The sequence below is a fragment of the Gorillibacterium terrae genome (assembly GCF_051594785.1).
In the GTDB taxonomy this organism is placed as follows: Bacteria; Bacillota; Bacilli; order Paenibacillales; family NBRC-103111; genus Gorillibacterium.
The window spans coordinates 1421175-1445515 of sequence record NZ_JBPPGI010000001.1; the positions used below are offsets into that span (position 1 = coordinate 1421175).

At 61.5% G+C, this 24341-nt stretch carries 21 protein-coding genes; 14 read left to right on the top strand and 7 right to left on the bottom strand.

Annotated elements, in window-relative coordinates:
* Window positions 1-56: 56 nt before the first annotated feature.
* From ACSEXS_RS06010 to mciZ, 4 genes are all read right to left on the bottom strand, one after another.
* Window positions 57-1250: an ABC transporter permease gene (locus ACSEXS_RS06010; RefSeq protein ID WP_438432254.1), complete on the bottom strand. Its 1194-nt coding sequence runs from the start codon at window positions 1248-1250 to the stop codon at window positions 57-59.
* Window positions 1247-2347 (bottom strand): ABC transporter permease subunit, encoded by a 1101-nt coding sequence (locus ACSEXS_RS06015; protein ID WP_438432255.1) that lies wholly within the window; start codon window positions 2345-2347, stop codon window positions 1247-1249. The genes ACSEXS_RS06010 and ACSEXS_RS06015 overlap by 4 nt, the downstream gene beginning before the upstream one ends.
* Before the next feature lie 221 nt (window positions 2348-2568).
* The gene (locus ACSEXS_RS06020; RefSeq protein ID WP_438432256.1) at window positions 2569-4296 is read right to left on the bottom strand and encodes a fibronectin type III domain-containing protein; all 1728 of its coding nucleotides are present in this window, start codon (window positions 4294-4296) and stop codon (window positions 2569-2571) included.
* Between the two features lie 425 nt (window positions 4297-4721).
* Window positions 4722-4904, bottom strand: coding sequence for a Z-ring formation inhibitor MciZ (mciZ, locus tag ACSEXS_RS06025; RefSeq protein WP_438432257.1), 183 nt, complete (start codon window positions 4902-4904; stop codon window positions 4722-4724).
* Between the two features lie 148 nt (window positions 4905-5052).
* Between mciZ and ACSEXS_RS06030 the strand changes: the two genes are divergently transcribed.
* Both ACSEXS_RS06030 and ACSEXS_RS06035 read left to right on the top strand, forming a co-directional pair.
* Window positions 5053-5643, top strand: a complete 591-nt coding sequence (locus ACSEXS_RS06030; RefSeq protein ID WP_438432258.1) for an NUDIX hydrolase — start codon at window positions 5053-5055, stop codon at window positions 5641-5643.
* A complete protein-coding gene (locus ACSEXS_RS06035; RefSeq protein ID WP_438432259.1) occupies window positions 5640-6818 on the top strand; it encodes an endonuclease Q family protein in 1179 nt (392 codons plus the stop codon). Before ACSEXS_RS06030 ends, ACSEXS_RS06035 begins: the two co-directional genes overlap by 4 nt.
* A 68-nt stretch (window positions 6819-6886) precedes the next feature.
* Here ACSEXS_RS06035 and ACSEXS_RS06040 read toward each other — a convergent pair whose 3' ends face one another.
* Window positions 6887-8173, bottom strand: a complete 1287-nt coding sequence (locus tag ACSEXS_RS06040; RefSeq protein WP_438432260.1) for a polysaccharide deacetylase family protein — start codon at window positions 8171-8173, stop codon at window positions 6887-6889.
* A gap of 153 nt (window positions 8174-8326) precedes the next feature.
* Between ACSEXS_RS06040 and spoIIM the strand changes: the two genes are divergently transcribed.
* The 7 genes from spoIIM to ACSEXS_RS06075 all read left to right on the top strand — a co-directional run bounded on the left by spoIIM (window position 8327) and on the right by ACSEXS_RS06075 (window position 14746).
* Window positions 8327-8986: a stage II sporulation protein M gene (spoIIM, locus tag ACSEXS_RS06045; protein ID WP_438432261.1), complete on the top strand. Its 660-nt coding sequence runs from the start codon at window positions 8327-8329 to the stop codon at window positions 8984-8986.
* Window positions 8987-9045: 59 nt separating this feature from the next.
* Complete coding sequence (fur, locus tag ACSEXS_RS06050) at window positions 9046-9534, top strand: ferric iron uptake transcriptional regulator (RefSeq protein ID WP_438432262.1); 489 nt, start codon at window positions 9046-9048, stop codon at window positions 9532-9534.
* A 131-nt stretch (window positions 9535-9665) separates the two neighbouring features.
* Window positions 9666-9905: a hypothetical protein gene (locus ACSEXS_RS06055; protein ID WP_438432263.1), complete on the top strand. Its 240-nt coding sequence runs from the start codon at window positions 9666-9668 to the stop codon at window positions 9903-9905.
* A gap of 132 nt (window positions 9906-10037) precedes the next feature.
* Window positions 10038-10958 carry a site-specific tyrosine recombinase XerD gene (gene xerD, locus ACSEXS_RS06060; RefSeq protein WP_438432264.1) on the top strand — a complete coding sequence of 307 codons (921 nt, stop codon included), beginning with the start codon at window positions 10038-10040 and terminating at the stop codon, window positions 10956-10958.
* 301 nt (window positions 10959-11259) lie between these two features.
* Window positions 11260-12435, top strand: coding sequence for a phosphopentomutase (gene deoB, locus ACSEXS_RS06065; RefSeq protein ID WP_438432265.1), 1176 nt, complete (start codon window positions 11260-11262; stop codon window positions 12433-12435).
* 50 nt (window positions 12436-12485) lie between these two features.
* Entirely contained in the window at window positions 12486-13829 is a 1344-nt protein-coding gene (locus ACSEXS_RS06070; protein ID WP_438432266.1) for a pyrimidine-nucleoside phosphorylase, read from the top strand.
* Window positions 13826-14746: a lipoate--protein ligase family protein gene (locus ACSEXS_RS06075; RefSeq protein ID WP_438432267.1), complete on the top strand. Its 921-nt coding sequence runs from the start codon at window positions 13826-13828 to the stop codon at window positions 14744-14746. Before ACSEXS_RS06070 ends, ACSEXS_RS06075 begins: the two co-directional genes overlap by 4 nt.
* Window positions 14747-14838: 92 nt before the next feature.
* Here ACSEXS_RS06075 and ACSEXS_RS06080 read toward each other — a convergent pair whose 3' ends face one another.
* Window positions 14839-15570: an alpha/beta hydrolase gene (locus ACSEXS_RS06080; RefSeq protein WP_438432268.1), complete on the bottom strand. Its 732-nt coding sequence runs from the start codon at window positions 15568-15570 to the stop codon at window positions 14839-14841.
* Between the two features lie 268 nt (window positions 15571-15838).
* Here ACSEXS_RS06080 and pdhA point away from each other — a divergent pair, with 268 nt between their 5' ends.
* From pdhA to lpdA, 4 genes are all read left to right on the top strand, one after another.
* Entirely contained in the window at window positions 15839-16903 is a 1065-nt protein-coding gene (gene pdhA / locus ACSEXS_RS06085) for a pyruvate dehydrogenase (acetyl-transferring) E1 component subunit alpha (protein WP_438432269.1), read from the top strand.
* 89 nt (window positions 16904-16992) lie between these two features.
* Window positions 16993-17973, top strand: coding sequence for an alpha-ketoacid dehydrogenase subunit beta (locus ACSEXS_RS06090; RefSeq protein ID WP_438432270.1), 981 nt, complete (start codon window positions 16993-16995; stop codon window positions 17971-17973).
* Window positions 17974-18001: 28 nt separating this feature from the next.
* On the top strand, window positions 18002-19366 hold the full coding sequence (locus ACSEXS_RS06095; protein WP_438432271.1) for a dihydrolipoamide acetyltransferase family protein: 1365 nt from the start codon (window positions 18002-18004) through the stop codon (window positions 19364-19366).
* Window positions 19367-19372: 6 nt separating this feature from the next.
* The gene (gene lpdA / locus ACSEXS_RS06100; RefSeq protein ID WP_438432272.1) at window positions 19373-20782 is read left to right on the top strand and encodes a dihydrolipoyl dehydrogenase; all 1410 of its coding nucleotides are present in this window, start codon (window positions 19373-19375) and stop codon (window positions 20780-20782) included.
* Window positions 20783-20890: 108 nt separating this feature from the next.
* Here lpdA and ACSEXS_RS06105 read toward each other — a convergent pair whose 3' ends face one another.
* Window positions 20891-21874 carry a hypothetical protein gene (locus ACSEXS_RS06105; RefSeq protein WP_438432273.1) on the bottom strand — a complete coding sequence of 328 codons (984 nt, stop codon included), beginning with the start codon at window positions 21872-21874 and terminating at the stop codon, window positions 20891-20893.
* Window positions 21875-22069: 195 nt separating this feature from the next.
* Between ACSEXS_RS06105 and ppk1 the strand changes: the two genes are divergently transcribed.
* Window positions 22070-24202 (top strand): polyphosphate kinase 1, encoded by a 2133-nt coding sequence (gene ppk1 / locus ACSEXS_RS06110; RefSeq protein ID WP_438432274.1) that lies wholly within the window; start codon window positions 22070-22072, stop codon window positions 24200-24202.
* The last annotated feature ends 139 nt before the right edge of the window (window positions 24203-24341 follow it).

Genomic DNA, 24341 nt, shown 5'->3' on the forward strand with positions numbered 1-24341 from the left:
CGGTGAAAGGGATGGCTTTTTTTGAGTTTGGCCTGCTGTATGTCGCCCCGTGCGGCTTACAGTTCCTCGCGGATGCGCATGCCGCGTTTCTGGAGCTGGGCGAGGAAGAACTTGAGAACCCCGACCGACACGATGAAGAACAAGCCGGCGCTGAGCAGAATATGCGGGTAGAACTGGATGAACCGGGCGCCGTAGGAGATCATCGCCCCCCACTCGCCTACGGGGCTCTGTTGAATAAGCGGCATTCCATCCTCCAGGTTGACCGTCTCGGAGCCGCCGAGGAAGATGCCCAGTACGGCGAGCTGGCCGAGCAGGAAGAGCACTTGCACCCATTCCGACAGAAGCATGTACAGGAGCTCCGGAGCGAGGGCCGGCAGAATATGCCGGCGGGCGATCCGCAGGCGGCCCGCTCCCATCAAACGGGCCGCGGCCACGTAGTCTTTGGCCAGGAAGAACCGGCTGCGTTCCGCCGTCTGGTCGGCGACCGAAGCGATTCCGAGGAAGGAAGCCGATGCAAACAGCAGCAGCGAGAACAGCGTGCGCTTCCATTCCTGGTCCGGCAGCACCATTCCCAGGTTCAGCAGCCGATAGAAGCCGATGAGCACCGGATAGAGCAGGATCAGGGCGGGGACAGAGGCGGTTACGAGCTGCAGTACGCGGATGAAGATCCGCCCCGCTCGGCTGCCGGCGCTCCAGAGGCCGAGCGGGATGCCGAAGAGGAACCTACATAGCGCGAGGGCCGCTGCGAATCCGAGGGTAAGCTTCATGCCGTTCAGGAGCAGGCTGAGGAGATCGATGCCCCGGTGATCCGTCCCCAGCCAGAATTCGCCGTTCGGCCGAACGGGAGGGATGATATACACCGGCTGTCCGCCCTCCGTCACTTGGCGGTATTGAAACTTAGCGCCGTCTCCGATCGAATGCGGCATGAGCCGGCTGCCGAGCAGAGCGATCAGCAGAAGCAGCAGGAACAGCGACCAGGCGACCAGATACGCCATCGGCAGTCTGCGCAGCCGGTCGGCGAAGCGTCGGAGTCGGGGGGCGGCCTGTCTTGCGGCGGCGGGCTGCTCTGCTGCAGCGGCGGCCGGAGTGGCGACGCCCGGAGTAGCGGCGACCGGAATGGAGAGCGGAATGAAGTCCTCAGGCTTCCGCTGGAGAAAAGCCTTCGTTCCGTCCGCCGGAGCGGTCCCTCCGGCGGCCAAAGCCGTTCCCGCCGAGTAGCGCTTCGGAGTCCAGCGATTGTCCTGCGTCATCGTGCGCTCGCCTCCCGGATTCCGACATGCAGCAGGCGCTTCAGTACCGCATAGAACAGGTTCAGGCCGAAGGTGACGAGCCCCAGAACCAAGCAGACCGTGACGAGCGAATCGCCTGCATAATAACGCGGATGGTCGAGCAGGCCGCCGAGGCCGAAGATCTGGCACAGCACCTCGGCCATGACCATCGCCGCCACGGCGAGTCCGGTCGCCTTCGGCAGCGCGGCGAAGAGGTCGTCCGCCACGTTGCGAAAGACGTGGCGGACGATGACGCCGCTGCGCCCGAGTCCCTTCGAGCGGGCGGTGACGATGTAATCCTCCGCCCATTCCCGCCGCACGGCGATGCGAAGGGTGCCGTAGACAAGCGCGCCTGGAACGAGCGCGATGGCGACGAACGGGATGAAGAAGGGCACACGCCCGTTGAATTCGACGATAAGGTACATAGGGCGGTGGAACTGACCGACCAGGAAGATGCACAGCAGTTGCAGCAGGCAGACCACCACGAAATCGGGCAGCGCGAGCAGGATGGCGTGTACGCCGTCGAACAGCCGCCCGAGCCGGGGATGAAACGAAGCCACGAGCGCGCCGGCGGTGCCCGCGAAGACCGCAAACGCCAGGGCGGGCAGGAGATAGCGCAGGGTAGTTGCCATCAGCCCGCCAAGCTTGCCGGCCAAGGGAATCTCCTTCGCCGGACGGCCGGGAGAACCGAAGCCCGAGGTCAGCTCGCCCCAATCTCCCGCCGCGAAGCGCTTCAGCGTGTCGCTCAGAGTCCGACCGTAAGCGGAAAGGGAGAACGTGGGCGGCCCTTCGACGGGAAAAGTCTCGCGCACCCCGTATTCGCGGTTGAGGAGGTCGGCGTATTCGGCGGTTTGGCCGCGGGGGATTTGCAAAATGCCCGGGCTTCGCTCATTTCCGTCTTGGACAACCGTCGTTTCCGGATGCTTTTCCGGAATGGAATGCAGGACGCTCGCCTTCACCGGGACGCGGAGCTGATCGTCGGCGACGGTCGGCTTCAAGGCATGGCCCAACTGGCTGAACAGAAAGATACCGAGCAGCATGCAGAAGCCGGTTACGAGAGCGGTGCGGATAGGCTTCATTGCGATTCACCTCGATGGACATGCAGGATATCCCATTTTACCATGCGGCGTGAAATGCGGCTGTGTTTTTTTAAGCGCGACGGTTCGGTTGAGGCGCCGAAATTACCCTCTTTGCACTGCGCTTTCGGAAATGGCGGACCGCCCCTTACGGCAAAAAGCGCGCTATTCCCGACGAGGGAACAACGCGCTTTCTGAAGGGGGACGGCAAGGAGGCTCCGATTTCAGGGCATCGTCTTCAGATAAGGCTTCACCGTCTTGGCCAGCGCGAAGCCGTTCGAACCGTCCCAGTTGATGGACCACGTCATGGCTCCGCGGAAATCCGGGTATTTGGCGACGGGTTTATAGGTGCCGCAATTGGCTCCGGTCGCCAGACAAGACAGGGCGTTGTTGACGACGGACGGGGAGACGTATCCGCCGCCGGCTGCCGATGAGGTGGCAGGTACGCCGATGCCGAGCTGGGAGGGAGAGACCCACTGCAGCGTCAGGTCGCTCAACGCCGTCAGAAAGTCTACGCTGCCCTGCGAATAGCATTTTCCGTCCCGACCCAGCATGCAGCCCGAATTGTAGTATTGAACGTTGATGACGGTCGTGATGTCCTTCAGGTTCTGATAGAGCTGCATGTACGACGTGGAGCTGCTCTGCATGTCGATGGTCTGCGGGGCCATCGTCAGGATGAACCCCGAGCCGACCTTCTGCTGAAGCTGGCGGACGGCTGTGGTCAGGTTGGCGACGTTCATGCCGTTTTCCAGGTCGATGTCGATACCGTCCAGGTTATAGGTCGTGATCAAGCCGTACATGCTGTCGACAAAATTGGCGACGTTGGGAGAAGCGCTGCCGAGGTTGATGTTGCCCTTCTCCCCGCCGACGGAGAGAATCACCTTGACGCCTTGGGCCCGCTTCGCCTTGATGTCATTGACGAGATCCTGATCGGTATAGCCGCCGAGCGCGCCGGACAGGCTGGAGTCGACATGGAAGGTGACGCCTCCCGGTTTGGCCGAATCCATCTCGGCAAACGCCAGCACGATGATGTCGTATTCGGCGGGCACGGCGGACAGCTTCAGGTTGGCGGCTCCGTTGACGAAATTCTGCCAATAGCCGGTCAGAATATGCTTCGGCAGCGTGCCGCCTCCGCCGGTGGTGGCGGTCGTCGCCGTTACCGAGGCGCTGGCGGCAGAGACATTCCCGGCGGCATCCTTCGCCTTGACCAGGAAGGTATAGCTCGTGGCGGCGGCCAGGCCGGTGACCGTCGCCGTCGTTCCCGTTACCGTCAGCGCAACGGACGAGCCCTTGTAGACCTCATAACCCGTAACGCCAACGTTGTCGGTGGAAGCCGTCCAAGCGAGGGTTACGCTGGACGAGGTCGTTGCGGTGACGGTGAGGCCGGTTGGAGCCGACGGCGCTTGCGTATCGGTCACGGGGACGGAGGTGGTGACGCTGACCGCGCCGCTCGCCGCCGAAACATTGCCTGCCGCATCCAAGGCTTTCACCGTGTACGAATAAGCGGTAGCGGCGTTCAGGCCGGAGTGAGTAAAGGTCCGCGTCGATCCGCCGACGCTGCCAACCTGCGTTCCGGACTGATAGATCGTGTACCCGGTCACCGCCACGTTGTCGGTGGATGCCGACCAGGTGAGGGTGACGCTCGACGAGGTGACGGCGGTTGCCTGCAGTCCGGTTGGAGCGGTCGGCGCCTGTGTGTCTCCGCCGCCGGGAACGAGCTGCCACAGAGCCGGAACATTGGGCGGTTCCCAGCCGGGCAGGGAGGTATGCGCCTGGATATCCTTATACGTCTGCCCGCCGTAAGTGACGGTATCGCCGGCCGCGTACGAGACATAAGGCGCCCAAGCTCCCCGGTCTGCCGCCGAAGCGAACGAGGGGACTAAGGCGAGAAGCAGGATAAGCGTCAGGAACAGCGACAGGGGCTTGCGTAAGCGGCGTATTTTCATTTTCATCAAGGACACCCTCTTTCGTAGAATTAAAGTGACTCCGCTAAAGTCCACAACAGCCGACAGACGAGCCGATAGGCAATGCCCGACGAGCGGATTCCTCCCTTCCGCATGTGGAGTGGGCGGCCATCCTCGTACCCGAAATAAAGAGCGATATAGACCCGGAATGGGGTATGGAAGAAGTTTACAAATTGCCGCTTTGCCTTTACTTTAGCATGGAGTTCTCGGGGAGGAAGGGGGAAATTCCGCTAATCGAGGGAGATTATTTTCCATAAAAAATACCGTCCCCGCCGTTTCCCTAGGACTGGCTACCCGGGAAGAACGGAGAGACGGCGAAGCAACGTGAGATCAGACCGGAAGAGTTAGAAGAGGGGCACAGCTACTGCCTTGGCTTCCTGAGAAAAAGCGGCTGTTGTCCTTTGAAGCAAGGATTACGGCTTCGCCCGGCCTTTGCGTTCCTTGCCTTTGCCGCTCCCGCCAGCCGGGCGGGGGAGCATGGAGGCGACCCGGGTATCGCCTGAGCCGGCGGCCTGGGACAATTCCTTCAGCTTGCTGCGGACCTCCCATGCCTTGCCCACCATCCGGAAGCCTTCTTCCGTGACATAGACTTTCATGCGAATCGTTCCCTTCCTGCGGATTCGGCCGGAATGCTCCGGATGTGTTACAATCATATGCAGGAAAAAAGCAAACGATGACCGCTTGTCCGAGTTTGTCGGGAAGGGCTGAGGGCGGCGGCGCGATTAAGGCAAAGGAGTGGGTAGAATGGGCGAGACTGGAATGGGGAATGGCCGGGACAAGCGTTTTGAAGAGGAAACGCTGGAGGTCAAGCCGATTTTTCAAGGAAAAGTGATAAACGTGGACGTGGAGACCGTTCGCCTGCCGGACGGGGGAACCGCGACCCGCGAGATCGTCCGCCATCCCGGCGCCGTCTGCGTGCTGGCCGTGATCGGCGAGCGCATCCTGGTGGTCGAGCAGTACCGCAAGGCGCTCGGCCGCAATCTGATGGAAATTCCCGCCGGGAAGCTGGAGCGGGGAGAAGATCCCCTCTCGGCGGCGGAGCGCGAGCTGCAGGAGGAAACCGGCTATACGGCGGGGAGGCTGGAGAAGCTCGCCTCGTTCTATTCGGCGCCGGGCTTCTGCGACGAGCTGCTGCACCTCTATCTGGCGGAGGACCTCAAAGCGGGCGACGCCCATCCCGATGAAGACGAATTCCTGGAATGCGGGGCGGTGACCCTGGAGGAAGCCAAGCAGCTGATTGCAGACGGCGTCATCGCCGACGCCAAGACGATTCTGGCGGTTCAGGCCTGGGAGCTTCTGTGTATCGGCAATCCAGGGAGACTGCGGCCGGAATGAAGGACTACTTCGCCGACCTGCACGTTCATATCGGGCGAACGGAAGACGGCATTCCCGTGAAGATCACCGGAGCCCGCAGCCTGACCTTCGAGAACATCGCCAAGGAAGCGTCGCTGCGTAAGGGCATGGACATCGTCGGCATCATCGACTGCGCCTCGCCGGCCGTACAGGCGGACATCCGCCGCTGCCTGGACCGCGGAGAAATGGAGGAGGTCGAGGGCGGCGGCTTGCGGTACCGCAGCACCGTGCTTCTGCTCGGCAGCGAGATCGAGGTGCACGATCCCGGCAGCGGTCCCGCGCATCTGCTGTGTTACCTTCCTGCTCTCCGGGACATGGAGGACTTCACCGAGTGGTTGAGGCCGCGCATGACCAACGTCACGCTCAGCACCCAGCGGTTGAGGGCCACCGCCCGGGAGCTGCAGCGGGCCGTGGCCGACAGAGGCGGGCTGACGATTCCGGCGCATATCTTCACCCCGCACAAAAGCCTCTACGGAAGCTGCACTGACCGGATGGCCGATGTCCTCGACCTTTCCCTGGTGGCAGCCGTGGAGCTGGGACTCAGCGCCGACACGGAGATGGCCGGCGGCCTCAGCGAGCTGGACCGCTTCGCGTTCGTCACCGACTCCGACGCGCACTCTCTCGGCAAGATCGGCCGCGAATACAACCGGCTGAGCCTCGCGGAGCCGAGCTTCGCCGAGGTGAAGCTGGCGCTTGCCGGCAGCGGTGGGCGTGGCATTGCCGCCAATTACGGTCTGAATCCCCGGCTCGGCAAATATCACCGCACCTACTGCGAAGCATGCTCCCGGATCGTCGACGAAGCGGATCAATCCGCCGACCGCTGCCTGGTCTGCGGCAGCCGCCGGATCGTCCGCGGCGTGATGGACCGCATCGGCGATATTGCCGACCGGCCCGCTTCGGCCGCGACTCGGCTGAGGCCGCCTTACGTCCATCAGGTGCCGCTGGAATTCATCCCGGGACTCGGTCCCAAGCTGCTGGATAAGCTGCTCGCCCGCTTCGGCACGGAGATGGACATCCTCCACCGAGCCTCGCCCGACGAGCTGGCGGAAACGGCGGGGGCCCGGGTGGCCGGAGCCATCGTCGCCTCCCGCGAAGGCCGGCTGGCGGTGGACGCCGGGGGCGGCGGCCGGTATGGCCGGGTCGCCAAGGATCGCTGAAATGGCCAAAAGCAGGCTGACTCTTCCTTGGAGTCAGCCTGCTTTTGTTTTGACGGGAAAAGACGAATTCAGTTGGCCGCCTTCGGACGCGCCGGATCGAGCGCCTTGGCCGCATCGAACAGCGGGGCGAGCCGCTTCGGCGTCTGCGTCAGCGCCATGCCGTCGATGTGGCGGCGGTCCATGAAGAGCGCTTCCTTGGTGATCTTCAGATACGGAAGCGGTCCGACCGAGCAGAAGACCTGAAAGCCGCGGTCCTGCAGCAGCTTCAGCTTGGCCGGGACGCGGTCGACCGAGCTGCCGTAGGGGTAGATGTAGACATTCGTCGGTCCGATGAGCGGCTCGACCTCCTTCAGCCAGCGGTCCGTATCCTGGGCAAGGTGCGCCGGTGTGATCTTCGCCGCATCGCGGTGTCCCCAGCCGTGCGAGGCGAAGCTCCAGCCGGTTGCCTTGAGCTCCTTGATGACCCGCTCGGCTCCGGCCTTCTCTTCCGCGTAGCCGGCCGCGGACGCATCGTTGGTGCGGTAGCCGAGTACGCCCTCGTAGCCGGTCAGAGCGAGCACGCCTTTCGCGCCGTTGTAAGAAAATTCGGGATGGGCCGCGACGAAGTCATCGAGCAGCGGGACGATGTCGTTGTCCCGCGCCGTGACGCGGCTGCCCTTGGGATCGACGGCGAACCCGGCGACGCGGCCGTCGTCGCCGATCACCAGCTTCTGAATGTTGCCGTTCTGCCGCATATAATCGTAATAATTATTGTCGTCGACCGAGAGGATGAGCGGTTTCTTGCCTTCGGGCAAAAGCAGGTCCTTGGCGTAAAGCTCGGTCTTGCCGTTCGCTCCGGTGCGCGTTCCGTAGAGGTCGTCGGGCCGGATGAGGAGGTATTGGTTCTTGTACAGATCGTCCAGAATGCTGCGGAATTCCTTGACTGTTACGAACCAGTCGAAATAGCCCTTGGCCATGCTGTCGCCGTCGAAGGCGAGCTCGGGATAGACCACCAGCGGGTGGAAGAAGAGATGCTCCACGCTGCCGTGGTAGGGAACCCGCTTAACGGTGTCGCTTCCGGGAGCGGGAGACGCACCCGAAGCGCCTTCGGCCGGAACGGGCGAACCCGCGGGAGCGGCTGGGCTGGCCGACGGAGCCTGGCCGCCGATGGGGGAAGCGGACGGGCTTCCTGCGGTCGGGGCCGGGGAGGCGGAAGCGGACGGACTGTTTGCCGAGGCAGTCGGACTGCCGGCGGACGGGACGGGCGGGTTCGCTCCTGCGCGGACCGGGCTGTTGCCGTAAGCCAGCCAGCCGATGCCGGCGGCGAGGACGAGCAGGACGGCGGCGGCGAGCCAGCGGCGGGTTCTCTTTTTCATGATCGGTTCACCCTCTGTATCTATCGAATTCAAATCATCAACTAGACGATGGAGGAGCGGGGCGGGTTGCATGGACGGGCTGGCATGATTTTTCAATCGGGTTCATAAGCTTGTAGGGATTGGACAAGGAATGCCCGAAGGAGGCCAAGCGCCATGCCCGCCAAACGCAAAGTCGCCACTCATGTGAGAACCTACCTGTCGTTTTATATTTTCGCTTCCGCCGTCTTCGCGACCGGGGTGATCTTCGGTGTGGTGCTGGTCGGAGCGCTCACGCTGGATATGACGCAGGAGATCGGCCGGCATCTCGGGCACTTCTTCGAGTCGATGAACCAGGGGGAGGAGCTGGACACGGTTCGTTCCTTCTGGACGATCTTCGGCATGAACGTGAAGTGGGTGCTGCTCATCTGGCTGTTCGGCATGTCCGTGATCGGGCTGCCGCTGATCCTGGTACTGGACTTTCTGAAAGGGGCGCTGGTCGGCTTCACCATCGCCTTCTTGATCGGACAGTATGCTTGGAACGGCTTCCTGTTCTCGCTTGCGTCCGTGGTTCCGCAGAACCTGCTGCTCATTCCGGTGATGCTTGCGGGCAGCGTGTCCGCCCTGTCGTTCGGCATGTATGTGGTCAAGAACCGGTTTCTTAAGCAAAAAGGCCCGTTCTATCAGCCGTTTGTCCGCTATACCGCCCTCGCCTTCCTGCTCGTCCTCCTGACCGCCGGAGCCTCGCTCTACGAGGCCTATCTGTCGCCTGAGCTCATGAAGCACCTGACGCCGGCCCTCTTGTCGCTGTTCGGAGCAAGCCCCGAAATGGTTTGACTTTACGAGGAACAACCTCCTATAATGAAAGTAGTATTTTGCGCCCGGGGAGGAAGAGCATGGAAGAAGCCCGTATTGAGAAAATCAAACACCAATTGCAGTCTCAGGGCTACAAGCTGACGCCTCAGCGCGAAGCAACGGTGCGGGTCCTGCTGGAGAACGAAGAGGACCATCTGAGCGCCGAAGACGTGTTCATGCTGGTGAAAGACAAGGCTCCCGAGATCGGGCTGGCCACGGTCTATCGCACCCTGGAGCTCCTGAGCGAGCTTCATGTGCTGGAGAAGATGAACTTCGGGGACGGAGTCGCCCGTTACGATCTGCGCAACGACCGCTCGCGCCACCATCATCATCATATGATCTGCGTGCAATGCGGATCGGTCAACGAGATTATGGAGGATTGGCTTGCCCCGCTGGAAGCCAAGCTGGAAGAGGAATTCGGCTTTAAAGTGCTCGATCACCGACTGGACTTTCAGGGAATCTGCAAGACCTGCGAGGAGAAGAATCGGCAGAAGGTTCCCCCCATTCCATATAGCAGCAGCACCCTCTGATGCGCCTGGCGCAGCAGGAGGGTGTTCTTATTTTGACGGCATAGCCCGTCTCTTCGGTTCATAGGTTCTGAGTAGGCATTCGAATCGGAGTAGACGTTCGAAGCGAGGCTTCGACGAACCGAAGGGAGAGAGTGCGTTTGCTGGTGCTGTCCTGGAAGAAGCTGGTCCGACGAACCGTGTTCCTGATTCTGTTCGTCTTCGGAACGGTGGCTCTTCATGCGCTATTTTCGGCGTTCGGCTCCTGGAGCGGTATTCACCGGACAAACGGCGGAGAGGTGCCCGCTGCGATCCTGGCTGCTCCGGCTCCTGTGCCGGAAGCGGGCTTGTCGCGGCTGGAGCGGTTGAAGCTGTTTTATACCTTGGGCGAATGAATCGACGGGAAGAACGTCCCGGGGATTTCGCCGGTCCAAGCAGGAATTGAGCGGGGCGATGTGGAAGGAACAGAACGGGAGCCTTCCTGGGCCCGAGAACCGGCAACCACATGGACAAGGGGCATCGATGTTATGGAAGCATGGCTTCAGACCTTCATTCAGCATGTTTCGGCCGAGAAGGGCTTGGCACCGAACACTCTGGAATCCTACGAGCGGGACATCAGCCAATACCTCGTTTTTCTGCGGGGGGAAGGGGTGACCGAGCTCAAGGATTCCCGGCGGATCCACATTCAGAAATACCTCCTGGAGCTCAAAAACCGAGGTCGGGCGGCATCTACGGTCTCCCGAAGCCTGGTCTCGATCCGTTCCTTCTATCAATACCTGACGGGCGAGGGCGTGATCGCAGGCGGCAACCCGGCGCTTCAACTGGAGGCTCCCAAGCTGGACAAGCGGCTTCCCCATGTGCTGTCGGTGGAAGAGGTCGTGCAGCTGCTGGAGGCTCCGGAAACCGGGACCGCGGCGGGCGTTCGGGATAAGGTCATGCTGGAGATGCTGTACGCGACCGGCGTGCGGGTGACGGAGCTCATTTCCCTGGATGTCTCGAAGGTCAATCCCGAGCTGGGCTTTATCGAATGCTCCGGGAAGAACCGCAAAGAACGGGTCATTCCGATCGGCAAGACGGCGGCCAAATGGCTGCGGCTGTATCTTAGGGACATGCGGGCTTGCATGCTGCGGGACGGCTCGGACGAGCCTGCGCTGTTCATCAATCACCTGGGGTCGCGGCTGACCCGGCAGGGCTTCTGGAAGATCATCAAGAAGTACGCCCGGGAGGCCCGGATCGAGCAAGAGATTACGCCGCATACGCTGAGGCATTCGTTTGCCACCCATCTGCTCGACGGAGGGGCGGACATCCGTTCCGTTCAGGAGATGCTCGGCCACGCCGACCTGTCCACGACCCAAGTCTACATCCGCACGATGAAGAGCAACCTCAAGGAGGTCTACGACCGCGCCCATCCGCGGGCGGGAGAAGAGGTCTCCGGGCATTCGATTTGAGGGCGTAAGCGGCGGGTAATTTTAGTTGTAAGGAACACACTATGTAGACTGGACAAAAGAAAGCCGGAGAAGAGGAAGGTCGAGAAGAAGCGGAACGACATTCCATCGGACAGGCGCAAATCGTAAGTTCAGTCTATCTAGCAGGGACGACCGCCGGCGCAGCCGTAAAGGCGCGGCAATCTGCGCGAGCCGGCTTGCGTTGGCGGAAGATGACAGGGAAAAGCTCCGTTTCGGAGCTTTTTGGTTTCCCCGGAAACGACCCGGGAGCGAGCAGGCTGGACTATCGAAGGAGGAACAAAAGATGAACTACCGCAGAATCTGTTTGATCGTGCTGGACAGCGTCGGCATCGGCGAATTGCCGGACGCTGCGAAATTCAACGACCAGGGGGCTCACACCCTGGGCCATATCGCCGAGCGGGTGGAGGGCTTTGCGCTGCCGAATCTGCAGAAGCTGGGCCTCGGCAACATCGCCCCGCTGAAGAACGTGCCGGCGGCGGACAAGCCGGAGGCCCGTTACGGAAAGCTGGCCGAGGTCTCGGTCGGCAAGGACACGATGACCGGCCATTGGGAGATCATGGGGCTGAAGATCGAGGTGCCGTTCAACACCTACCCCGACGGCTTCCCGCCTGCGCTGCTCGACGAATTCGAACGCCGCACCGGGCGCAAGGTAATCGGCAACAAGCCGGCCTCCGGCACCGAAATTCTCGACGAGCTGGGCGAGGAACAGATGAAGACCGGAGCCTGGATCGTGTATACCTCGGCGGACAGCGTGTTCCAGATCGCCGCGCACGAGGAAATTATCCCGTTGGAGGAGCTCTATGAAGCCTGCCGGATCGCCCGCGAGCTGACCATGGCCGAGGAATATTCCGTGGGCCGGGTCATCGCCCGCCCCTATGTCGGCGAGCCGGGGAGCTTCAAGCGGACGCCGAATCGCCACGATTACGCCGTCAAGCCGCCGCAGCCGACGGTGATGAACCGCCTGCGCGACGCCGGACTCGATGTGATCGCCATCGGCAAGATCAACGATATCTTCGTCGGCGAGGGAGTGACGGAAGCGACGCCGACCAAGAGCAATGAGCACGGCATGCAGGTTACCATCGAGACGATGGGCCGCGATTTCCGGGGTCTGGCGTTCACCAACCTGGTCGACTTTGACTCGCTGTACGGCCACCGCCGCGATCCCGAGGGCTACGGTCAGGCTCTGATGGACTTCGACCGGGCGCTGCCGGAGCTGATGGCCAAGCTGACCGCGGAGGATCTGCTCATCCTGACGGCAGATCACGGCAACGATCCGATCCACGCCGGCACCGACCATACCCGCGAATACACGCCGCTTCTCGTGTGGAGTCCGTCCATGGCCCAGGGGGGCTCGCTCGGCATCCGCCGCACCTTCAGCGACATCGGCGCGACGGTGGCGGACAACTTCGGCGTCAGCGCGCCGGAATACGGAACGAGCTTCCTCTCCGAGCTGAACTGATCGAACAACGAGCGAAACCGGACAAGCGAACATGTGGAGGCGGAAGACCGATGCGTACAGTGGATCTTATCCAGAAGAAACGGGACGGCCATGAGCTGTCCGAAGCGGAAATCTCATTCCTGATTGAAGGCTATACCCGGGGGGACATCCCCGATTATCAGATGGCCGCCTGGGCGATGGCCGTTTATTTTCAAGGCATGACGGCCTCCGAGACCGCCCAGCTGACCATGGCCATGGTCCGGTCCGGCGACCAAATGGACTTGAGCGGCATTCCCGGCGTCAAGGTGGACAAGCATTCCACCGGCGGCGTCGGCGACACCACCAGCCTGCTGCTCGTCCCGCTGCTGGCCGCGGCCGGAGTCCCGGTGGCGAAGATGTCGGGACGCGGGCTCGGCCACACGGGCGGAACCATTGACAAGCTCGAAGCGATTCCGGGCTTCCGCACGGAGCTGTCGCGCGACGAATTCATCGCCCAGGTGCGGACGGTCGGCGCTGCGATCATCGGCCAATCGGGCAATTTTACGCCCGCCGACAAGAAGCTGTACGGCCTGCGCGACGTGACGGCGACGGTCGATTCGATTCCGCTGATCGCAAGCTCGATCATGAGCAAGAAGATCGCGGCGGGAGCCGACGCGATCCTGCTCGACGTCAAGACGGGCGGCGGCGCTTTCATGAAGACGCTGGACGATTCCATCCGGCTCGCCCAAGCGATGGTGGCGATCGGAACCGAGGTCGGCCGCGAGACGGTGGCGCTGATCACCGGCATGGAGCAGCCGCTCGGCAATGCGGTCGGCAATGCGCTGGAAGTGAAGGAAGCGATCGAGGCCCTGCACGGCAAGGGGTCGCCCCGGCTGCAGGAGGTGGCGCTGACCCTCGGGGCGCATATGCTCGTCCTCGGCGGGAAGGCGGCCGGGCTCGAAGAGGCGCGGGCCGCTCTATCCGCGCACATCGCCGACGGCTCCGCCCTCGGGAAGCTGAAGGAAATGGCGGCGGCCCAAGGCGGGGATACGTCGGTGATCGACGACCCGACGCTCTTGCCGCAGGCCGCCCGGGTGGTGGCCGTCCCTTCGCCGGAGGAAGGCTACGTCCAATCGATCGACGCGGAGGAGATCGGTCTCGCGGCGATGACGCTGGGCGCCGGACGCGCCACCAAGGAGGCCGTGATCGACCTCGCGGTCGGCATCGTGCTGCATAAGGGCATCGGCGAGTTTGTTGCCAAAGGCGAGCCGCTGGCCGAGCTGTACGTCAACTCCTCCGAGGATACCGTGCGCGAAGTGGCAACCCGGGTCGTGGCTGCCTTCGGACTGTCCGGTGAGCCGGTGCCGAAACCGCCGCTGGTCTATGCGGTCGTATCGCGGCACGGTGTGGAGCGGCTCGTCGAGGAGCCGTCATGAGTGCGAAGGAGCCGCGCGGCGGAGAGGACTGCGCCTGCGAAGACCTGACTTCACCGCTCGTCTGGCCGGCATCGCTCCGGTTGCTTGACCGTTTCTCCGGCCAAGCCGTAGGGACCGATGTCGCCCATTCATTTGCCGTCGACGAGCTGCTCTGCCGCCGGGTCGGAGAGGGCGAGGAGCCGCTGGTGCATCTGTGGCGCCACCCCCGCGCCTTCGTCATGGGCCTGCGCGACCGGCGGCTGCCGCATGCGGCAGCGGCGATGGAGTGGCTGCGCGGCCTCGGTTACGATGTGCTGGTCCGCAATTCGGGCGGAGCGGCCGTCCCCTTGGACCCGGGGGTGGTCAACGTCTCGTTGATCCTGCCGAATCCGGAACGTTCGCTCGCCTTCCGCCGGGATTTCCGGTACATGGTAGAGCTCGTAAAGGGGGCGCTGACTTCTTCGGGGAACGAAGTGGAGGCCGGGGAAATCGGCGGAGCTTACTGCCCGGGCGATTACGACCTGAGCATCGGCGGCCGGAAGTTCTGCGGAATCGCCCAGCGGAGGCAAACGAAGGCGTTCGTGGTGCAGGGCTTCATCGTGACCGAGGGCAGCGGCGTTCAACGCGCCGCTCTGGTCCGCGAGTTCTACGAGCGGGCGTCGGGTATCGGTTCGTGCGGTGCAGCCCGGACCGAAGCGGCTGCGCCAGAGCCGGCGAGCGGGGACTTGGAGCCGGCGGCGGGCTACCTTGATGTTCGCCCGGAAACGATGGCGAGCCTGGAAGAGCTAGGCGTTCCCGGGGGGGCGGAGGGGTTTCGCACCGGAGTCCTGAACTGGCTGGAGGAGCGCCTTCCGGTACGGCATTTGGCCGACGCCGGAATTCCCGGGGATCAGATCGAGGCGATGATGCAAGCTTTGCGGAGCCGTTACGACAGGTGAAAACAATCACAACCGGTCAAGTAATACAGGAGCTTGGAATTGGAAGCGACTGAACCCATAAAAAAGACGGCGTCGATCGACGCCGTCTTTTTCTATTGACCGAAGAAGAACCGGAGCGCTTCGGGCAGCTCGTTTTGCCAGAAGCCCCACAGGTGCTTGCCCTCCGCTTCTTTGTACCGGACCTCGGCGCCGCGCTCGGCGAACAGGCGATAAGCCTGCCGGTTGACGGCGAGAAAGTCGTATACGCCGGTATCGGTCTGAACCGCTTCCTCTTGAAGCCCGATCAGCTGGTACAACCGGAGCAGCGACAAGTCCGTTTCCGCCGCCACACGGTCGAGGGTAGGCTTAAGAAAAGCGCCCGATAAGGACAGAATATGACGGAAGCGGTCCGGATAATCCAGCGCCAGATGCAGCGACACCGTCGCGCCGAGCGAATCGCCCGCCAGGATGCGGCCGTCGCGGTCGTTGCGGACCGGGAATTCCCGTTCGACGGCGGGCAGAACCTCATCCACGACGAAACGCTTATAGGCGGCGGTGCGGCTTCCATCCGCTGCATACTCGGCGGTCCGTTGGGGGAGATCCACCTCGATTCCAACGATCACCGGGGAAACGATTCCCTCTTCCAGGACAAGATAATTGGTATGGGTGGCAATGCGGCCGAAATTCAGGAATTCAAGCCCGTCCTGGCAATACAGAACCGGATAGGTGGAGAGCTCGGTGTAGCCGGGGGGAAGGTAGATCCACAGGCTGCGCTCTTTTCCCAGGTGCTTCGAGACGAGTTTCCGTTTCAAAATGGTGCGTTTGTTGTAAGTCGAGCTGTCCAACACGAGACCTCCTTGGTTGTTGTAACTGTGTTTGTTCAAAATTTATTCAATTATAACAAGAAGCCGGTTGTTTCACCATTTTGCTGAACGGGTAAAAATGTCGGTGTGGTTTTTCTGTCTGTATCAGTATTATTTGTTCCCTGTTTCGTAACAGATTCGATAACCTGTGTGATAAAGTTAACTTTTTTAGTGGCTTTTTTGCTGAAACAGTATTATAATATCGGTATAACAGAAAGACGAAAAATTTCCAAGCGAGGTGCGGGAATTCATGAGTAAGGACTATGAAGTGACAGCTGGAGAAGTGAAGGCTCTGACCATCATCTCTCCGGAAGGCAAGGTCGTGAACGCAGAAGAAATGCCCGATCTGACCGACGAGCAATTGAAGGAGATCATGCGCCGGATGGTATTCACCCGGACGTGGGATGAGCGTGCAATCAACCTCGGCCGTCAGGGCCGCCTCGGCTTCTATGCGCCGGTATCCGGCCAGGAAGCGTCGATGGTCGGCAGCGAATTTGCCTTGGAGAAGGAAGATTTCATCTGCCCCGGCTACCGCGATATGCCGCAGCTGGTCTGGCACGGCTTACCGCTGTATCAAGCTTTCCTGTATTCCCGCGGCCATCAGCACGGCGGGCAGATTCCGGAAGGCGTCAATGTCCTGATGCCTCAGATCATCATCGGCGCTCAGGTGCTTCACGCCATGGGCATCGCGATGGGCTTCAAGAAGCGCGGCAAGAAGAACGTCGCCATTACCTATACCGGCGACGGCGGCTCCTCGGAAGGCGATTTCTACGAAGCGCTGAACTTCGCCGGCGTATTCAAGCTTCCGGCGATTTTCGTGGTGCAGAACAACGGCTATGCGATCACGACTCCGTTCTCCAAGCAGACCGCAGCCCATTCGGTCGCCCATAAATCCGTCGCCGCCGGGATTCGCGGCGTGCAGGTGGACGGCATGGACGTCGTCGCCGTCTACAAAGCGGTCAAGGAAGCGGCCGACCGTGGACGCAACGGCGAAGGGCCGACGCTGATCGAGATTCTCACGTACCGCTTTAAGCCGCACTCCCTGTCGGACGACACGACGAAATACCGGACGAAGGAAGAGGAAGCCGAGTGGGGCCACAAGGACCCGATCGTCCGCTTCGGCGCGTACCTCGCCTCGAAGGGCCTCTGGAGCGACGAGGACACAGCCCGCGTGAAGGACGAAGCCAAGGCGGCGGTGGCCGAGCACATCAAGAAGGCGGAAGCGACGGAGAAGATGACCATTCCGGGCCTGATCGACACCATGTTCGAGACTCCGACTCCCCAGCTCGCCGAGCAAAAAGCCGAGTTTGCCTGATCCCGCCGTCGAGCGGTTGAAATCATACGCTTAACCCCAAGCGCGGCTCGCGCTTGAACTTGTGGAACTTAAGGAGGATATCGGTTGTCATGGCACAAATGAACCTGAAAGAAGCGATCCGCGACGCCATTCGCGTCGAACTGAAACGCGATGAGAACGTGCTCCTGTTCGGAGAAGATGTCGGGCACGTTGGCGGCGTATTCCGCGCGACGGAAGGCCTACAGAAGGAATTCGGCGAAGAGCGCGTCTTCGATACGCCGCTTGCCGAATCGGCGATCGGCGGCCTTGCCCTCGGCCTCGCGGTTCAGGGCTTCCGCCCGATTGCGGAAATTCAATTCGTTGGCTTCATCTATGAAGCCCTCGATCAGATGCTCGTCCAGGCATCGCGTCTGCGCTACCGTTCCGGCGGCCGCTACAACGCCCCGATCGTATTCCGCACGCCGTTCGGCGGCGGCGTCAAGGCGGCGGAGCTGCACACCGACTCGCTGGAAGGCCTGGCGATCCAGACCCCCGGCATCAAGGTCGTCATTCCTTCCAATCCCTACGATGCCAAGGGCCTGATGATCTCGGCCATCCGCGACAATGATCCGGTCTTCTTCATGGAGCACCTGAACCTCTACCATGCCTTCCGCGCCGAAGTTCCGGAAGGCGAGTACACGGTGCCGATCGGCAAGGCCAATGTCGTTCGCGAAGGAAAGCATGCAACCATCCTGACGTACGGACAGATGGTGCACAAATCCCTTCAGGCGGCGGAAGACATCAAGAAATCCCGCGGAGTGGAAGTGGAGGTCATCGACCTTCGCACCCTGAGCCCGCTCGATATCGATACCATCGTCGAATCCATCAAGAAGACCAACCGCGCCATCGTCGTACAGGAAGCCCAGCGGATGGCAGGCGCCGCTCCGGAAATCATCGCGCAGATCAACGAAAAGGCCATCCTTCACCTGGAGGCCCCCGTGCTTCGCGTTGCCGCTCCGGATACCGTCTACCCCTTCGCTCAGATCGAAGACGCTTGGCTGCCGACGCCGGCGCGTATCGTGGACGGCTTGAACAAAGTACTGGATTTCTAATTCTAGGGAATACAAGGAGGATACGCTTGTGGCCAGATTCGAGTATAAGTTTCCCGAGCTGGGCGAAGGCCTGCATGAAGGCGAAATCGTCAAGATTCATATCAGCGTCGGCCAGGATGTAACCGACGAAGACATCATTATGGACGTTCAGAACGACAAAGCGGTCGTCGAAGTTCCCTGCCCGGTCAACGGCAAGGTATTGGAAGTTCGCGTGAAGGACGGCCAGGTTTGCCATGTGGGCGAAGTGGTTGCCGTCATTGACGCGGAAGGAGACCTGCCGGAGCAGCCGGTCGACGAATCGCAGGACAGCGGCACGACTCACGCGCCGGAAAGCGAAGAACAGATCAAGGGCAACATCGGCCAGGCCGTCGTCGAGAACGTCAAGGATCCGGACCCCGTTCCGACGCCCGCTGCGCCGAGCGCAAGCGCACCAGCCGCTTCGGCGGCTCCCGCGAAGGACCCGTCCGAAGTCCTCGCGACCCCGAGCGTCCGCAAGCTCGCCCGCGAGAAAGGCGTGAACATCGGCTCCGTTCCGGCCACAGGCAAAAATGGCCATGTCACCCGCGAGGACGTGCTGGCCTTTGCCGAAGGCAAGACCGCCCCGGCCGCTGCCGCCCCGGCCCAAACCGCTGCCGCCGAGCCGCAAGCCGCGAAGGCTACGCCTGCCGCATCGACCGCTGCCGCCGGCGCAGGCGAAGAAGAGCGCGTGCCGTTCAAAGGCATCCGCAAGATCATTGCCAACGCCATGGTGAAGTCGGCCTATACGGCTCCGCACGTCACCCTGATGGACGAAGTCGACGTGACCAAGCTGGTCGAATTCCGTACGCGGATGAAGCCGCTGGCCGAGAAGAAGGGCGTCAAGGTCACCTACCTGCCGTTCATCGTCAAAGCCCTCGTCGCCGCTTGCCGCGAGTTCCCGATTCTGAACTCGACGCTGGATGAAGCCGCAGGCGAGATCGTCATCAAGAAGTACTACAACATCGGCATCGCCACCGATACCGAGAACGGCCTGATCGTTCCGGTGATCCACGACGCCGACCGCAAGAACCTGTTCAAGATCGCCGAGTCGATCAAGGACCTGGCTTCCCGCGGCCGCGAAGGCAAGCTGGCGGCGAACGAGATGAAGGGCAGCACCATCTCGATCACCAACATCGGCTCCGCCGGCGGCATGTTCTTCACGCCGATCATCAACTTCCCGGAAGTCGCCATTCTCGGCACCGGCCGCATCACCGAGAAGCCTGTCGTCCGCGATGGCCAAGTGGTTGCCGCTCCGGTGATGGCTCTCTCGCTCAGCTTTGACCACCGCCTGATCGACGGTGCGACGGCCCAGAACTTCCTCAACCTGATCAAGAACCTGTTGGCCGATCCTGATCTGTTCCTTATGGAGGTGTAAGCAGTCATGGTAGTAGGTGACGCTTCGGTAGATATTGATGTAGTGGTAATCGGTGCGGGACCCGGCGGCTATGTGGCCGCCATCCGCGCCGCTCAGCTCGGCAAGAGCGTGCTTGTGGTGGAGAAGGAACACATTGGCGGCGTCTGCTTGAACGTCGGCTGCATTCCTTCCAAGGCCCTGATCTCCGCGGGTCATCAGCTGGAAACGATCGAGCACGCTTCGGACATCGGCATCACTGCCGGCGAGCCCAAGGTGGACTGGAGCAAGGTCCAGGAATGGAAAGGTTCCGTCGTGAAAAAGCTGACCGGCGGCGTAGGCGCGCTGCTCAAGAAGAACAAGATTCAGGTTTACAACGGCGAGGCTATGTTCATCAATGAGAACGAAATTCGCGTCTTCAACGATGAAGGCCAGGCCCGCTACCGCTTCAAGGACTGCATCATCGCGGTCGGCTCCCGTCCGATCGAGCTGAAGGCCTTCCCGTTCGGACCGCGCATCGTCTCCTCGACCGGCGCGCTTGCTCTGAAGGAAATCCCGAAGAGCATGGTCGTCATCGGCGGCGGCTACATCGGCATCGAGCTCAGCCAGGCGTATGCCAAGTTCGGCACCAAGGTCACCATCCTGGAGGGCTCGAACAGCATTCTGCCGGGCTTCGAAAAGGAGCTGTCCCAGCTCGTCGTCAAGAAGCTGAAGGCAAGCGGTGCGGAGATCTTCACGGAAGCCATGGCTCAATCGTCGGAAGTTACCGACAAGGACGTCACCGTGACCTTTACGGTCAAGGGTGAAGAGAAGAAAGTCACGGCCGACTATGTACTGATTACGGTCGGACGTCGTCCGAATACCGACAATGAAGACTTCGGTCTCGAAATGATCGGCATCGAGATGGGCGAGCGCGGCCTGATCAAGGTCGACAAGCAGGGCCGTACCAACAAGCCGCACATCTACGCCATCGGCGACATCGTCGCCGGACCGGCGCTTGCGCACAAGGCTTCTTACGAAGGCAAGGTCGCAGCGGAAGCCATCGCCGGGGAAGCGAGCGAAGTCGACTACCGGGCCATCCCGCTCGTGGTCTTCTCCGATCCGGAAATCTCCAGCGTCGGCCTGAGCGAGTCGGAAGCCAAGGAGAAGGGAATCGCCGTCAAGGTTTCCAAGTTCCCGTTCATGGGCAACGGCCGCGCGCTGTCGCTGAATGCTCCGGACGGCTTCATGAAGCTGATTACAGCGAAGGATACCGGTCTTGTCCTCGGCTGCCAGATCGTCGGGATCGAAGCCTCCAACCTGATCGCCGAGCTCGGACTCGCCATCGAGATGGGCGCCACGGCGGAAGACATCGCCCTCACCATCCACGCTCACCCGACGCTGGGCGAGATCACGATGGAAGCGGCGGAAGTCGCCCTCGGCCATCCGATTCACATCTAAAGCACATCTAAAGCACATCTAAAGCACGGCGGCTTCGCCTATATGAAAACCGCATAAAGCAAACGGACCTTCCTGCGGGAAGGTCCGTTTGTCTAAATGCGGTGCGCTTTAGTTGGCTGAATCCGGCGTCGGCTTCGTCCGGGAGCGCTTGGCCTTCGGCTTGTCGACCGCGGCCGCGGTCTCCTGAACCGCCGATACCGCTGCCTGCGGGTCGGGCTGTTTCCTGCGTCTGCCGGGCCGCGCGGATTCGGCGGCGGAGACAGAAGGCGCCGGGGAGTCGGCGGGAACAGCCGCATCCTCGGCCGGTTTTTTCCGGCTGCGCCGGTCGCTTCTGCCCTTCGGCTTCGCTTCGGCTACCGGTTCCTCGGGAACGACCGCAGCTTCGGCTGAAAGAAGCGGCTCCGCGAACGTGACCGCCGCTTCGGCCGCAGGTTCCGCCGTCACTGCCTCTGCTTGCGGCTCGCCGACGGCTTCGATGGCGGCGTTCCGCTCCGCCGAATCTTCGGCCGCCACGGCGGCTGTGTGTTCCTTTGTCCGCTCCTCGGCCGCCTTTGCGGCTGCGCGTTCCTTCGCCTGCTCCTCGCTGGCATCTGAGGTGCTGCTGGCCGTGTTGGTTGTGTGTTCCTTGGAAGGCTTTGAGGCGTTCCCTTCCTCGGCTTCCGACGGCGGGAAGCCGCCCAGAAGCGTATCGAGCGCCCGGCTGTACTTCTTCAGCCGGTCTTTGTCCTTGTCGGTCTTTTTGCGCAGCCGAAGCGGCGCCATGTTGTCCTGCAGGTCGAGGATTTTTACGCGGCGCGCCAAGGAATTTTGCTTGATCCGAAGAATAAAGTTCTCATACGATTCCTTTTTGCGGCGCGATAGGGCGTCGACCGCTTCCACGATCCGTTCCGAAAAGCCTTCCTCCCGCAGCCTCTCGAGGGTTAACTCGGTGTCTTCGATGGTGTCGTGCAAGACGGCAATGATCTGCTCGTCTTCGCTCAGGGCGTTCAGCATCAGTCTCAGCGGATGAAACAGGTAAGGCTGATTTCCTTTGTCCTTCTGGCCGTCATGGTATTGGGCCGCAAGGATGATGGCACGGGTCAACGAGGCCACTGAACTTCACCCTTTCTTCCAAGCGATTCAACGGATCGCATGCAGTTTTATCCATTGTGCCACACTTTCGTCAAGAAAGAAACGAAATTCCCGAGGGCTTGTTTCAAGGCTCTTAATATGGACTTAACAATTGCATGGCATACTAGGGTGAGAGAAAACCTTTTTGCGACGCGAAATGGAAACGGGTGGTACACAATGAAAACCGAAGAAAACGTGCAGGAGATTTCCCGCTACATCAACCGGGAGCTGAGCTGGATCGAATTCAACCGGCGCGTGCTCGAGGAGGCCCAGGACAAGGACACCCCGCTCCTGGAAAAAGCCAAATTCCTCGGCATTACAGCGTCAAACCTCGACGAGTTCATGAGCGTCCGCGTCGCGGGGCTGCTCGATCTGCAGAAGAACGGCTACAACAAAAAGGATTTCACCGGCTATGCCCCGGCAAGCCTGCTGCGGCGAATCTTCAAGCGGACGAGCGCCTTTGTCGCCGAGCAATACAAGGTATACAAGGAGCTGACCCGTCAGCTCGCCAAACACGGCATTCGCATTCATACCTTCGACGAGTTGTCGGCTTCCCAGCAAAAAGCCGCTAACCATCACTTCCACCAAATCGTCTATCCGGTGCTCACGCCGATGGCCATTGATCAGGCCCGTCCGTTTCCGCTGATCAACAGCCTGGGCCTCTACCTGGCGGTCGTCTTGACCCGCAGCGAAGACGTCGGCAAGGAGGACGCCGAGCTGCATTTCGCCATCGTGCGGGTGCCGCCGAACTTTTCCCGTCTTGTCCAGGTGCCGACGCGGGGCAAGGCGAAGGCTCACTTCGTTTTTCTGGAGGAGATTATCCGGGAGCATATCCACACCCTCTTCAACGGGTATGCGCCGGTGTCGGTTCATGCCTTCCGGCTGACGCGCAACTCCGATCTTGTGCTGGACGAAGAAGCGGCGGAGGACCTGCTGGAGGAAATCGAGAAGGAGCTGCGCAAGCGGCGCTGGGGAACGCCGGTGCGGCTGGAGGTGGAGAAGGGCATTCACCCGTATGCGCTGGAGCAGCTGATCGAGGAATTCGAAATTTCCGCCGATGTATTCGAGATCGACGGAGGGCCGCTGGATCTGAGCTGCATGACCCGGCTGCCGGAGATGATTCCGGAGAACGGCAGCTTGAAATACCCCGAGGTGCAGCCGGTGTACCCCGAGGATTTTCTTGAAGAGGATTCGTTGTTCGACGTCATCCGCAAGAAGGATGTCCTCATCTATCATCCGTATGAATCGTTCCAGGCGGTCAACGATTTTCTCATCGAGGCGGCCGAGGACCCGCAGGTGCTGGCGATCAAGATTACGCTCTATCGGGTGAGCGGGAATTCGTTGCTCGTCCGGGCGCTGGAGCGGGCGGCGGAGTACGGCAAGCAGGTAACGGTCGTGCTGGAGCTGAAGGCCCGCTTCGACGAAGAACGGAACATCGCTTGGGCGAAGCGGCTGGAAAAAGCGGGCTGCCACGTCGTCTACGGGCTGATCGGGCTGAAGACGCACGCCAAGGTCACCCAGATCATCCGTCAAGAGGAGGATGGGCTGCGCCGGTACATGCATGTCGGCACCGGCAATTACAACGAGAATACAGCCCGGCTTTATACGGATGTCGGCCTGTTTACTTCCGACGCGGAGATCGGCGAAGACGCTTCGTCGCTGTTCAACGAAATCACCGGCTATTCCACCGCTCCGCGGTTGAACCAGCTGGTCTCCGCGCCGACCTGGATGGCCGGAGAGCTGGCCCGGCTGATCGGAAGGGAAACGGAGTTCGCCCGCGCGGGCTCGCCTGCACGGATTATCGCCAAGATCAATTCGCTGTCCAATCAGGAGATGATCGACCATTTGTACGAGGCGTCCCAAGCGGGCGTCAAGATCGATCTGATCGTGCGCGGCGTCTGCTGCTTGCGGCCCGGTGTACCGGGACTCAGCGAAAACATTACGGTGCGCAGCATCATCGACCGCTACCTGGAGCACTCCCGGCTGTTCTACTTCGAGAACGGCGGCGAGCCGGAGACCTGGCTGTCCAGCGCCGATTGGATGACCCGCAACTTAACCCGCCGGGTCGAGGTGATGTGCCCCGTCCGCGGCCGGACGACCCGCGACATCCTCGTGCGCATTCTCAAGCTGCATCTGAAGGATACGGCGAAGGCGCGGCTGCTTCAGCCGAACGGGACCTATCTGCGCCGCACGGAGGAGGACGGCGGCTTCCGCAGCCAATTTGAAGCGGCGAAGATCAAAGCCTGGAAGAAGCCGGCTAAGCGGGGGCAGCCTTCGGACGTCACGGCCCCGGCGCCGGCGGACCGCTGAGGCTCGCCTGCGGCGGTCTCCGGTCATGAGCGCGGCCACACCACCGCCGGAGCCGGGGGGTTGCCGCTGCGGTTTCGCCGCTGATTCGATTCGGATCATGACCGCTGCCCATCGCAAAGAAGCATCCCGTCCTTGGAAG

Coding starts and splice junctions, on each gene's coding strand:
- fur (WP_438432262.1), top strand. CDS start 9,046: ATGGAAGAAGCCCGTATTGAGAAAATCAAACACCAATTGCAGTCTCAG.
- ACSEXS_RS06090 (WP_438432270.1), top strand. CDS start 16,993: ATGGCACAAATGAACCTGAAAGAAGCGATCCGCGACGCCATTCGCGTC.
- spoIIM (WP_438432261.1), top strand. CDS start 8,327: ATGCCCGCCAAACGCAAAGTCGCCACTCATGTGAGAACCTACCTGTCG.
- xerD (WP_438432264.1), top strand. CDS start 10,038: ATGGAAGCATGGCTTCAGACCTTCATTCAGCATGTTTCGGCCGAGAAG.
- ppk1 (WP_438432274.1), top strand. CDS start 22,070: ATGAAAACCGAAGAAAACGTGCAGGAGATTTCCCGCTACATCAACCGG.
- ACSEXS_RS06075 (WP_438432267.1), top strand. CDS start 13,826: ATGAGTGCGAAGGAGCCGCGCGGCGGAGAGGACTGCGCCTGCGAAGAC.
- lpdA (WP_438432272.1), top strand. CDS start 19,373: ATGGTAGTAGGTGACGCTTCGGTAGATATTGATGTAGTGGTAATCGGT.
- ACSEXS_RS06015 (WP_438432255.1), bottom strand. CDS start 2,347: ATGAAGCCTATCCGCACCGCTCTCGTAACCGGCTTCTGCATGCTGCTC.
- ACSEXS_RS06010 (WP_438432254.1), bottom strand. CDS start 1,250: ATGACGCAGGACAATCGCTGGACTCCGAAGCGCTACTCGGCGGGAACG.
- ACSEXS_RS06040 (WP_438432260.1), bottom strand. CDS start 8,173: ATGAAAAAGAGAACCCGCCGCTGGCTCGCCGCCGCCGTCCTGCTCGTC.
- ACSEXS_RS06020 (WP_438432256.1), bottom strand. CDS start 4,296: ATGAAAATGAAAATACGCCGCTTACGCAAGCCCCTGTCGCTGTTCCTG.
- deoB (WP_438432265.1), top strand. CDS start 11,260: ATGAACTACCGCAGAATCTGTTTGATCGTGCTGGACAGCGTCGGCATC.
- pdhA (WP_438432269.1), top strand. CDS start 15,839: ATGAGTAAGGACTATGAAGTGACAGCTGGAGAAGTGAAGGCTCTGACC.
- ACSEXS_RS06030 (WP_438432258.1), top strand. CDS start 5,053: ATGGGCGAGACTGGAATGGGGAATGGCCGGGACAAGCGTTTTGAAGAG.
- ACSEXS_RS06070 (WP_438432266.1), top strand. CDS start 12,486: ATGCGTACAGTGGATCTTATCCAGAAGAAACGGGACGGCCATGAGCTG.
- ACSEXS_RS06035 (WP_438432259.1), top strand. CDS start 5,640: ATGAAGGACTACTTCGCCGACCTGCACGTTCATATCGGGCGAACGGAA.
- mciZ (WP_438432257.1), bottom strand. CDS start 4,904: ATGAAAGTCTATGTCACGGAAGAAGGCTTCCGGATGGTGGGCAAGGCA.